This is a genomic window from Pseudomonas fragi (assembly GCF_002269505.1).
GTDB classification, from domain to species: domain Bacteria; phylum Pseudomonadota; class Gammaproteobacteria; order Pseudomonadales; family Pseudomonadaceae; genus Aquipseudomonas; species Aquipseudomonas fragi_D.
On record NZ_NQKQ01000008.1, the window covers coordinates 185,015 to 196,993 of the forward strand.

Here is an 11,979-nt window from a genome sequence, read left to right on the forward strand (position 1 = left end):
ATTGCAGAGCAATCCGCTAGGCTTGTGACATCTTGCCAGGGAGCATTCCATGTTCGAATCAGCTGAAATCGGCCATTTCATCGATAAAGAAACCTACGACAGAGAAGCTCCCGTCTTACGTGAAGCCCTGCTTGAGGCTCAGTTTGAGCTGCATCAGCAGAAGCGCTCTGCGGTCATTGTGTTGATCAATGGCATTGAAGGCGCAGGCAAGGGTGAGACGGTCAAACTGCTCAGTGAGTGGATGGACCCGCGTCTGATCGAAGTGCGTACGTTTGACAGCCAGACCGATGAAGAGCTGTCTCACCCGGCTGCCTGGCGCTACTGGCGCCAGTTGCCGGCCAAAGGCCGCATGGGTGTTTTTTTCGGTAACTGGTACAGCCAGATGCTTCAGGGGCGCGTTCACGGCCTGTACAAGAATGCCGTGCTTGATCAGGCAATCACGGGCGCCGAGCGTCTGGAAAAAATGCTCTGCAATGAAGGCGCGGTAATTTTCAAATTCTGGTTTCACTTGTCCAAAAAACAAATGAAAGAGCGCCTGCAAACTCTCAAGGACGACCCGTTGCACAGCTGGCGCATCAGCCCGCTGGACTGGCAGCAGTCCAAAACCTATGACAAGTTCGTGCGTTATGGCGAGCGGGCGATCCGCCGCACCAGTCGTGATTACGCGCCGTGGAACATCGTCGAAGGTATTGACCCGTACTACCGCAGCCTGACCGTGGGCAAAATCCTCCTTGAAGGGCTCCAGGCAGCGTTGCAGACACCCAAGGTTGCAGCCCGCCCGGCGGGCGTTCCGCCGTTGCCGAACAAGCAGGGCGAGTTGACCCTGCTTGATTGCCTGGACCTGACCCGGCATCTTGAAAAAGATGATTATCAGGAGCAATTGATCACCGAGCAGGCGCGTCTGTCGGGCCTGATGCGCGACAAGCGCATGCGCCGCCATTCGTTGATTGCGGTGTTTGAAGGTAACGATGCAGCAGGCAAGGGCGGCTCGATCCGGCGCGTGGCTGCAGCGCTCGACCCGCGTCAGTACATCATCGTGCCCATTGCTGCGCCCTCCGAGGATGAGCGTGCACAGCCTTACCTCTGGCGTTTTTGGCGGCAAGTCCCGGCGCGGGGAAAGTTCACCATTTTTGACCGTTCCTGGTATGGCCGGGTGCTGGTTGAGCGGGTCGAGGGTTTTTGCACGCAAGCGGACTGGATGCGCGCTTACGGCGAGATCAATGACTTTGAAGAGCAACTCACGGCGGCCGGTGCGATTGTCGTCAAATTCTGGCTGGCGATCGACAAGGACACCCAGCTTGAACGCTTCCAGGAGCGTGAAGAGATCCCTTTCAAACGCTTCAAGATCACCGAGGAAGACTGGCGCAACCGTGACAAGTGGGACCTGTATCGCAATGCCGTGTGCGATATGGTTGACCGCACCAGTACCGAAATCTCGCCCTGGACCCTGGTGGAAGCCAATGACAAACGCTGGGCGCGGGTAAAAGTGTTGCGCACGATTAACGAAGCCCTGGAAGCCGCCTTCGAGAAACGCGACAAGCAGGAAAAAAAGCGCAAGAAGAAGTAACCCGCGCCAGCCCCGTGTAGCTGTTTCGATCCTGAGCGGCTACACGCTATATATGTACCGCTGTTGCCCTCCCTGTTTCTGTTCAGATCAGGTGACTTGATGTCATCCGGGATGAACGCCTAAATGTCCGCAACCTCGCACACCCTAGAAGCTGACCAATATCTTTCATTTGGCAGCTTGTCTCCGAATTTGCCAGCGACTTTGCGTGAGCGAAAAGTCGCACGTTATGAAGCGAGTCTTCTCGCGTTTATAGGCGTAGACGATCAGGCGTCAAGCCGTTTGGCCGCTTACCGCCAGGCCCATGAACAGGCGCAAGACCAGCACGGCGAGACTCAGCAAGCAACAGATACATTGATCGAAGGGGTCGAGTCGCAAGCCCCGGACTTCTGGACCCGGCTAGATGCCAACGGGCTTAGCCTGTTGCAGCGTTTGTCTGCAGGCAGGGCGCGGTGCATGCTGGCCGAAGCGCAATTGCAAGTATACGAAGGCCGGTTGAGCGAAGCGGCGTATCAACAGATTAAAGAGGTTGTCAGCGAACCCTGGTCTTCACTTCGTGGACAAAGTACCACTCGTGTTTGTGACTTATCTCTGGGTGCTTCGCAACGCTCTTACTTGCTGTTGGGGGTGATAGTGATTACCCGCCAACTGGCGCTTGATGATCATCAAGCACCGGAGCCTGTCTATCTGTTTGCTCCGGGCAGGGCGGGCGGCTTGCACGCATTCGCCAGCGTGGCTCAGCTCAAGACACAGCTTGCCCGAAGTGTTCGGGCCGATCCTGACGGTTTCTGGCTTGGCCATGTATCGCTCAAAAGCCGCACGGCTGCACGAGCTGCGCTCATGGTTGAAGGCCCCGACACCCCCATTATCCTGCGTGTGCTCGATGGCCATGCCTTCAACCTGGGGGTTGAGGATCAAATCGCCAGTTATAAGGAAATGGCTGCGCTTATGACCAGGGGCCAGTCTCTGCACAGCGAATCCACAATTGCACAGTCTCTTGAGCGCTTGCGTCTGGATACCGCTGAAAATCTGCTGGCGCCCGACAACCAGGCCCGTGAACAGGGTATTGACCTTGTGGCTGAGCAGTTGCGTACGGCACAGGCTACTCAAGATTTACCGGACTGGTTGCTGCTGGCGCCAGTCGAGGATCGGGCCGAATATGCCAAGGCACTGTCGGACTACGCGCGTAATGCGGTCTGGCTGGAAGAAGATCTACGTCGCAACCTACCTTCATTCGATGTATTTACCCGTCATACGCTGGCTGAGCGGCTCAAGGCTGACTTGAAGCGTGATATCGATCCCGATGCGATCAAAGTCGATATGCCGGACAGGGTAACCGTTGAGGTACTGCAAGCGGGCGAAAGGCCCGAGCGCCCGCACTTGGCTGGCGATACGCTGGAAAGCACTGCGGTCACGGGCTTTTCGACCTGGGATGACGTCAGCCTTGCGCGCCACACCTTCAGCCTGTCCGAACTTGCTCGCAAGAATATTGATGTTGGTGACGAACAGCAGATGCTGCGTCTCAAGCACAGCTATTTCACGCTGGATGGCGTGGATACCAAGGCGTTGGGGGTTGACCTCAGTTATCTGCTCAAAACCATTCCGGATCTGGATGTTGCGACGCTTTACAGCATGAGGATCACAGATGTTTTTTTAGGCCGCACGGCGCAGGGGAGCCAGCCCGGTGCCCCGAGTATCGCCAGGCGGCTGGGGGTGTTCAGGCAGGCCATCCAGCTCGAGGCCTGGGTCGCACGTCAGCGGGGCCACCTGTCTGAGCGGGGGCACAGGTTGGCACAGGCAGCGACCGCCCCCGGCAATGGCAACCACAAGCCTGACGCCGAATTCGACATTGAGTATCGCTATACCTGGTTGCGCTCACCTGATCGAGGGGACAGTTCCGATACAGAGCAAGCGCTGATCGGGGTGTCTGTGGTGCATGACAAAACCACTGGGCTGGCGTTGATGTACCTGCCGGGTGCTCCGGGGAATCAGAAATTCTTCGAAGATACGGGGTTTCAACGTCTGGTACAGCGCCTGTCCAACCATGTGCTGCTTGATCGGGAGTTGCTCACTTATTTTGCGAACAGCAGCACGGCCGGATCGGACGTTGCGCGCAATACGCAGAACATCAATGCCATTTTGCGTATTGGTACTTACGGTTTTCTCGTCATTGATCCGGTAAAGGCGCCACATATATCCCTGACGGACATGCAGTACCTGGCACGCATGGGGCGGCTCAAGGAGCAGGTCTACAGCTCATCCCGATCGGCACTGGATATCGAGCGCCGCCAGATGGAGCGCATTGCGGCCCGGGATCTGAGCTACATAAAGATTGGCCTGTCGGTTATTCCGGGTATTGGCACGACCATTGGCGTGTATGACGGCTGGCATGACGCATCTGCAGCTATCAGTGCGTTTGCCCGAGGTGATTACAAAACAGGAGCCGGACTCGCCTTATCCGCCGCGCTCAATCTGGGCGAGGCGATTCTTTCGCTGGCACCTCTGGTGGTGCGCCCCAGAGCGGTAGGTGCAGTATTGGGCAGCCTGGATGACACGGTGACCAAGGCCGCCGCCAATCTTTATGAGGCGGGGTTGCGAGCCAGCAAGTCGTTGCAGAAAAACCGCCTGAGAGATTTGTTGCCTTCTGTGAGCTCTGCAAAGCAAGGGCGTACCAAGGCTTTCGATGGCTATGCAGTTCACGTGCTGCTACACGATGCTGTGCGGCTTAAGGGTAAAAACGAAAATGTCTATCTGCTGAATAACAACCTGTACATACAGATCGATGACAAGGTGTACGAAGTGTATCGTCGTTCGGGTGAGAAAACCCTGCGTCTCAAGGCGCACCCGCCCAAAAACTATGAACCGCCGATCAGGATGGATGTGCGAGGGCGCTGGGAGTATCACAGCGATGTCGGGGGCAAGGGCGGCTCGCCGTTTCCGGAGCTGGAAGAGCTGATAGTTGATTCAACTCCCGTTGTATCTACGCGCAAGGTTCCGGATGGTTACGAAGTACTACCGGCTATCTTCCCGGCTCCTGTCCCGGTTATACCCCCTCAAGGCATCGAATCGATGGATAGGGTAGTGATAGGCCATCTCGATCTGTTTGTTTCACGGGAGCTGGATGACATCGGTAATTACGGGATCTTTCGTATTGATCCGGATGATCCGACAAAGCTTCAGCCCCGCGGTGTTCTGACAGCCGAGGGGGTTTATCGGTTATCGGATCAGCCTTTATCGCCCGGCAGCGACCTGTTTGAGGATTTATCAGAAGATTTCGTGTTGATGGACAACAAATTCTACCGGGTCCAGCTGGATAGCGAGCAGTTCTCATGGAAGGTAGTGCGTGAAGGCGAGCCGGACAGCACACTGTATATCGAGGCCGATGGCCTGTTTGATCCTGTCACGCAACGTGTAGTGATCGGTAATTGGCACCTCACGCCCCAACTCGGCGAGCATCCCCATCTGGAGGCGCTGGCACGTCAGGCATTTGATTTGCCGGCAACCGGTTCTGATTATCAAGTGCAGACGTTTCTGCGCTACTACAGCCGTCAAGTGATCAAGTCGGTCGATACCAGGGTCATTCGTGCCTCCGATGTGCTGGAACTGGAGCGCCTCTGCGAGCAAAGCATGACCAGCAAGCAATTGCCCGTCGGGATGCTGGACGAGGCACTGACTGCCATGGCAAGAAAGCAGCCACTGCCGATCTGGGCTCCTGTTTATGATGAGCTTCAGGGGTTACGCACAGTACTGCCGACGCCATCGGGCAGGTTTTACAACATGGAAATGGTCCGTCAGTTACGCAGCTACATGCTGATCGGCAATCTGGATGTAGAGGTTACGGCTCTGGTGGACAGCTATGCGGCACTGCGTGCCGGGATGATTTCTACCCATGCCCTGAGAACCGATCTTGCCAAGAACATCATGCATGTAGCCATGCGCCACCGTGGTTATCAACGACTTGAAGGAGGGCGCTACAGGCGGGGCACTGTGGGTTTCAGCCTGGTCTTTCGGGGGCCCAATGGCGATGTGTATCTGATGGAAATCAGGCATTTGCAACCGGCATACAGCACTTGGGGGAAAATAAGCTTTGAGCGCAGTTCGTCCGGTGGCGCAATCATGATGTCTGATGACTGGGTCGATATAGTTGCGCAGCGCTCAATCAGCGAGGTGCCTTTCAACCCCGCAGTGGTGGCAATACAACAAGCAAGGGCGGATGGCCGGCTGTTCCGGTTGATCGGTACCATCACGCCCGATAAAGACGTGATGGTGTTCAAAATTGCCGGCCCTAACGTTTCTACTATCGATGTCCCTGTTGCCTAGCTTCGGGCCTAGCCGTGCTTGCCCGGCCCCAGCATGTTTTCCGGGCGAACCCACTGATCGAACTCGGCATCGGTGAGGTAGCCCAGTTCCAGCGCTGCTTCGCGCAAGGTCAAACCTTCGGCGTAGGCTTTTTTGGCGATCTCGGCTGATTTGTCATAGCCGATATGCGGGTTGAGCGCGGTCACCAGCATCAGGCCGCGCTCCAGGTGTTCGGCCATTTTGGCGGCGTCGACCTCAAGGCCGGTCACGCAGTGCTTGAGGAAGTTGCTGCAACCGTCGCCCAGCAACTGGATGGATTGCAGCAGGTTGTGAATGATCACCGGCTTGTAGACGTTCAACTGCAAATGCCCCTGGCTTGCTGCAAAACCGATGGCGACATCGTTGCCCATCACCTGGCATGCGAGCATGGACAGCGCTTCGCACTGGGTCGGGTTGACCTTGCCCGGCATGATCGAACTGCCGGGTTCATTGGCCGGCAGCTTGATTTCGGCCAGCCCGGCACGTGGGCCGGACCCCAGCAGGCGAAAGTCATTGGCCAGTTTCATCAGGGTCACGGCCAGGGTCTTCAGGGCGCCCGACAGGGTGGTCAGGGGTTCGTGGCCTGCCAGCGCGGCAAATTTGTTCGGTGCGGTGACAAACGGTAAACCCGACAGCGCGGCCAGTTCAGCGGCAATTGCTTCAGCAAAACCGTGGGGCGCATTCAGGCCGGTGCCCACCGCAGTGCCGCCTTGGGCCAGCTCGCAGACTGCCGGCAGGGACGAGCGAATGGCTTGCTCGGCGTAATCCAGTTGCGCGATATAGGCCGATAACTCCTGGCCAAAGGTAATCGGGGTCGCGTCCATCATATGCGTACGCCCGGTCTTGACCAGCTTCATGTGCCGGGCGGACAACTCGGCCAGGCCCCCGGCCAGTTCGCCGATTGCTGGCAGCAAATGGTTGTGGACTGCTTTGGCGGCAGCAATATGCATGGCAGTGGGGAAGCAGTCATTGGAGCTCTGCGAGCGATTGACGTGGTCATTGGGGTGAACCGGCGACTTGCCTCCGCGGCCTTTACCAGCCAGTTCGTTGGCACGCCCTGCGATGACTTCGTTGGCGTTCATGTTGCTTTGTGTACCGCTGCCGGTTTGCCATACCACCAGTGGAAACTGGTCGTCGTGTTCGCCGTCGAGCACTTCGTCGGCGGCCTGTTCGATCAAGCGGGCAATATCGGCAGGCAAGTCGCCGTTGCGGTCATTGACCCGCGCGGCGGCTTTTTTGATCAGCACCAAAGCATGTAGCACCGCCAGCGGCATTTTTTCGTTGCCGATGGCAAAGTTGATCAGTGACCGCTGTGTCTGCGCCCCCCAATAAGCCTCATCGGCCACGCTTACTTCACCCAGGCTGTCGGTTTCGATACGGCTCATCGGCTCTTTCTCCTTAAGGTCTGACCAGACAGCTTAGGCGCTGATTTGCAGGAGGGGTTCAATCTTGTGTTTTCGACACTTTTGGTCGGCTGATGAGAACGTCTATCAGTCTCGGGGTTGAGTGACACACTTTATTAGGCGCAGAATGGCCGCCCTTGGGGTTAAACCTCGCTTGCTAGAAAAGGAAACTCGATGACCCGTCTTCGCGCCATCTGTACAGCGGTTGCTCTGGTTTGCGCCAGCGGCCAGGTTTTCGCCGATGCAGCTAGCCACGCTGCCAGTGCTGAAACGTTCCTGAAACTGGCACATGCCGATAAGCTGGGTACCCCGGTGTATATGCAAGTGCAGCAAATGTTCGCTCAGCGTTTCGAGCAAACCAAAGCCCCGGCCTCCAAGAAAGCCCTTCTGGAAACCTACCAGGCCAAGGCCAATACAGCTCTGGACCAGGCAATTGGCTGGAACAAGCTCAAGCCTGACATGGTCAAGCTGTACACCACCAACTTCACCGAGTCCGAGCTCAAGGACCTGGTAGCGTTCTACCAGTCTCCACTGGGCAAGAAAGTGCTGGAAAAAATGCCGCAGCTGACCCAGCAATCGGCACAAATGACCCAGGCCAAACTGGAAAGCGCAGTACCGGTTGTCAACAAACTGTTGGCTGACATGACTGCAGAGCTGGAGCCGGCAGCGGCACCGGCCAAGAAGAAGTAAGCGGAGCCTCAATGAGCATGCAACACCGTATTGAAACGGCGCTGGGCGCTTTGCAACCCGAGCACCTGAGCGTGCTTGATGAAAGCCATATGCACAGTCGCGGGTTGCAAACCCACTTCAAGGCAGTGGTGGTCAGCGAGCAGTTCGCCGGGCTCAACAGCGTCAAGCGTCACCAGAAGGTTTACGCCACTCTGGGTGACCTGATGGGCGAGTTCCATGCGCTGGCTTTGCACACGTACACGCCTGAGGAATGGGCGAAAATCGGCACAGCCCCGGCATCGCCGACCTGTGCTGGCGGTGGGCACTGAGTTGGTGTAATCCACCTGCTTTTTGTTAGAATCCGCAGCGCGCCGCTTAGCCGGCGCGTTTTTTTTGCATCCGGTTCACCCTTTGCGAGGGTAGCCACCTGGAGAGAAACACGATGACCGCGCCAATTGTTGTTGCTGCCCTGTACAAATTCGTCACCCTTGAAGATTACGTCGAGCTGCGCGAGCCGCTGCTCAAGGCCATGGTCGACAACGGCATCAAGGGCACCTTGCTGATTGCCGAAGAAGGCATCAATGGCACGGTTTCCGGTAGCCGTGAAGGCATTGACGGGCTGATGGCCTGGCTCAAGATCGATCCGCGCATGGTCGATATCGACCACAAAGAATCCTACTGCGATGACCAGCCGTTCTATCGGACCAAGGTCAAGCTCAAGAAAGAAATCGTGACCCTCGGCGTTGAAGGCGTAGACCCGAACAAGAAAGTCGGTACCTATGTCGACCCCGAGAACTGGAACGCGCTGATCAGCGATCCAGAGGTGTTGTTGATCGACACTCGCAACGATTACGAGGTTTCGATCGGCACGTTTGAAGGCGCCATCGACCCGAAAACGACCAGCTTTCGAGAATTCCCTGACTACATCAAAGCCAATTTCGACCCTGCAAAGCACAAGAAAGTCGCGATGTTCTGCACCGGCGGCATTCGCTGCGAGAAGGCGTCAAGCTACATGCTCAGCCAGGGTTTTGATGAGGTTTACCACCTCAAAGGCGGGATCCTGAAGTACCTCGAAGAGGTGCCACAGGATGAAACCAAGTGGCAGGGCGACTGCTTTGTGTTCGATAACCGTGTCACCGTGCGCCATGACCTGACTGCCGGCGAGTACGACCAGTGCCACGCCTGCCGCACGCCAATCAGCATCGCTGACCGTGAGTCCGAGCACTATCAGCCTGGCATCAGTTGCCCGCATTGCTGGGACACCTTGAGCGAGAAAACCCGTCGCAGTGCCATTGATCGTCAAAAGCAGATCGACCTGGCCAAGGAGCGTAACCAGCCGCATCCGATTGGCCACAATTATCGTAAAGCTGCCGAGGCCTGATATGACAGCGCGCCTGCTCTATGTGATGGACCCGATGTGCTCCTGGTGCTGGGGCTTTTCGCCCATAGCCGAGGCTCTGGTTGAGCAGGCGCAGGCCGCAGGCGTTGAGTTGCATCTGGTGGTGGGTGGTTTGCGCACCGGTACCGGATCGTCACTCGAGCCCGCTACGCGGCGTTATATCCTTGAACACTGGCAGGCCGTCACAGAGGCCACTGGGCAACCCTTTACCTTCGAAGGGGCCTTGCCCGAAGGTTTTGTGTATGACACCGAGCCGGCCTGTAGGGCTGTTGTCGCAGCCCGCAGCCTTGCCCCTGATTGCGCCTGGAAACTGGTCAAGCTGATACAGCAGGCGTTTTACGTGCAAGGCCGCGATGTGACCCAGGCCAGTGTGCTGGTCGAGCTGGCCGAAACAGCAGGTGTGCCGCGTATCGAGTTTGCCGCCGCGTTTGACTCGGCCGAGCAACATGCGGCGACAGCCGCGGATATTACCTGGGTGCAGGATCTGGGCATTGCCGGCTTCCCGACCCTGCTCGCCGAGCGCAATGGCCAACTGGCGCTGCTGACCAACGGCTATCAGCCGCTTGAGCCCCTGTCCGACTTGCTCGCCCGTTGGCTTGAACGCGCTGCGCGTGTTTGATCCTGCTGCTGTACCGCCTTCTGCTGCGGTGACGGATCGCCTGACCTGGGCTGAAATCCGCCGCCTGGCCCTGCGTCATAAAAAAGCCCTGTGGATTGCCAACGGCGTTGCCGTGCTGGCGACGCTGTGCAGTGTGCCCATCCCCTTGCTGCTGCCTTTGCTGGTGGATGAGGTGCTGCTTGGCAACGGCGACGCCGCGCTGAAGATCATGAACCACTGGCTGCCGACAGCCTGGCAAAGTGCCGCGGGCTATATCGGCCTGATGCTGGCGATTACCCTGCTGCTGCGGTGCGGAGCATTGCTGTTTAACGTGTTGCAGGCGCGGCTGTTTTCGCGGCTGGCCAAGGACATTGTGTTTCGCATCCGCCTGCGCCTGATCGAGCGCCTGAAGCGCATATCGCTGGCTGAATACGAAAGCCTGGGCAGTGGCACGGTGACCACCCATCTGGTGACCGACCTTGATACGCTCGACAAGTTTGTCGGCGAAACCCTGAGCCGGTTTCTGGTTGCGATGCTCACGCTGGTGGGTACTTCGGCGATTTTACTGTGGATGCATTGGCAACTGGCGTTGCTGATTTTGCTGTTCAACCCGTTGGTGATTTACGCCACGGTGCAGTTGGGCAAGCGGGTCAAGCATCTGAAGAAGCTTGAAAACGACAGCACCGCACGCTTCACCCAGGCCCTGACCGAGACTCTGGACTCCATCCAGGAAGTGCGTGCCGGCAATCGCCAGGGTTTTTTCCTCGGGCGCCTGGGGTTACGGGCGCGTGAAGTCCGGGATTTTGCCGTGGCTTCGCAATGGAAAAGTGATGCGTCCAATCGGGCCAGCGGTTTGTTGTTCCAGTTCGGGATCGATATCTTTCGCGCTGCAGCGATGCTTACCGTGCTGTTTTCAGACCTTTCGATCGGCCAGATGCTCGCCGTGTTCAGCTATTTATGGTTCATGATCGGGCCGGTCGAGCAATTGCTAAACCTGCAATATGCCTTTTATGCCGCCGACGGTGCGGTGACGCGGATCAACCAGTTGCTGGCGCGCAGCGATGAGCCGCAATACCCCGGCGGCGCAAACCCGTTCGCCGGGCGCCAGACTGTCGGCATCGAAGTTCGTGACCTGAGCTTCAGCTATGGCGACGAGAAGGTGCTCGATCACCTGAATCTGACCATTTCTCCAGGCGAGAAGGTGGCCATTGTAGGCACCAGCGGCGGCGGTAAAAGCACCCTGGTGCAGCTGCTGCTGGGGTTGTATACGCCGCAGTCGGGGAGTATCCACTTTGCCGATGCCAGCCAGCCCGAAATTGGCCTGCAGACCATCCGCGAACACGTTGCGGTGGTGTTGCAGCATCCGGCCCTGTTCAACGATACCGTGCGCGCCAACCTGACCATGGGCCGTGAGCGAACCGATGAAGCGTGCTGGCAAGCCCTGCAAATTGCCCAGCTCGACGGTACTGTCCTGGCGCTGCCCCGGGGCCTGGACAGCATTGTTGGGCGCTCCGGTGTGCGCTTGTCGGGGGGGCAGCGTCAGCGTCTGGCAATTGCGCGGATGGTGTTGGCCGAACCCAAGGTGGTGATCCTCGATGAGGCCACCAGCGCCCTGGATGCAGCCACCGAATACAACTTGCATCACGCTTTGGGAAAATTCTTGAGTGGGCGCACAACTTTAATCATCGCCCATCGCCTGTCTGCGGTAAAACAGGCAGACCGGGTGCTGGTATTTGATGGTGGGCGCATTGCTGAAGACGGTGATCATCAGCAACTGATTGCAGACGGTGGTCTTTACGCCAAGCTCTATGGGCATCTGCAACAAACTTGAATCGGCAGTTGCCTGTCCCGGAGCTACCTGCCCGACCTGCGCTTTTTAAAAGATTCGGGTGTAAAGCATTGCTCTGGTTTTACAAATTTGGCCTAGGCTGGGCGGTCTCAAGGAACAAGTGCAACAGTCAGTTAATTTTTCTGAGCATGCTAATCACGAAACTGGGCATTCCCGCCT

Annotated in this window: 8 protein-coding genes; 7 read left to right on the forward strand and 1 reads right to left on the reverse strand. The window is 57.4% G+C overall.

Annotated features, from left to right (window positions below; all coding sequences use genetic code 11):
* Nucleotides 1-49: 49 nt before the first annotated feature.
* Together pap and CJU81_RS09885 are read left to right on the forward strand one after the other, a co-directional pair.
* A complete protein-coding gene (pap, locus tag CJU81_RS09880; protein ID WP_095036425.1) occupies nt 50-1,567 on the forward strand; it encodes a polyphosphate:AMP phosphotransferase in 1,518 nt (505 codons plus the stop codon).
* Nucleotides 1,568-2,020: 453 nt separating this feature from the next.
* Entirely contained in the window at nt 2,021-5,884 is a 3,864-nt protein-coding gene (locus tag CJU81_RS09885) for a dermonecrotic toxin domain-containing protein (RefSeq protein WP_141232588.1), read from the forward strand.
* 8 nt (nt 5,885-5,892) lie between these two features.
* On the opposite strand, the gene CJU81_RS09890 is transcribed toward CJU81_RS09885, so the two are convergent.
* Nucleotides 5,893-7,287 (reverse strand): class II fumarate hydratase, encoded by a 1,395-nt coding sequence (locus CJU81_RS09890; protein ID WP_095036427.1) that lies wholly within the window; start codon nt 7,285-7,287, stop codon nt 5,893-5,895.
* 192 nt (nt 7,288-7,479) lie between these two features.
* Between CJU81_RS09890 and CJU81_RS09895 the strand changes: the two genes are divergently transcribed.
* The 5 genes from CJU81_RS09895 to CJU81_RS09915 all read left to right on the forward strand — a co-directional run bounded on the left by CJU81_RS09895 (nt 7,480) and on the right by CJU81_RS09915 (nt 11,802).
* Complete coding sequence (locus tag CJU81_RS09895; protein ID WP_095036428.1) at nt 7,480-7,995, forward strand: DUF2059 domain-containing protein; 516 nt, start codon at nt 7,480-7,482, stop codon at nt 7,993-7,995.
* 11 nt (nt 7,996-8,006) lie between these two features.
* A complete protein-coding gene (locus CJU81_RS09900) occupies nt 8,007-8,303 on the forward strand; it encodes a BolA family protein (RefSeq protein WP_095028108.1) in 297 nt (98 codons plus the stop codon).
* 113 nt (nt 8,304-8,416) lie between these two features.
* Entirely contained in the window at nt 8,417-9,355 is a 939-nt protein-coding gene (gene trhO / locus CJU81_RS09905) for an oxygen-dependent tRNA uridine(34) hydroxylase TrhO (RefSeq protein WP_095036429.1), read from the forward strand.
* Between the two features lies 1 nt (nt 9,356).
* Nucleotides 9,357-9,992, forward strand: coding sequence for a DsbA family protein (locus CJU81_RS09910; protein ID WP_095028109.1), 636 nt, complete (start codon nt 9,357-9,359; stop codon nt 9,990-9,992).
* Nucleotides 9,993-10,020: 28 nt separating this feature from the next.
* Complete coding sequence (locus CJU81_RS09915) at nt 10,021-11,802, forward strand: ABC transporter ATP-binding protein (protein ID WP_176464818.1); 1,782 nt, start codon at nt 10,021-10,023, stop codon at nt 11,800-11,802.
* Nucleotides 11,803-11,979: the final 177 nt, after the last annotated feature.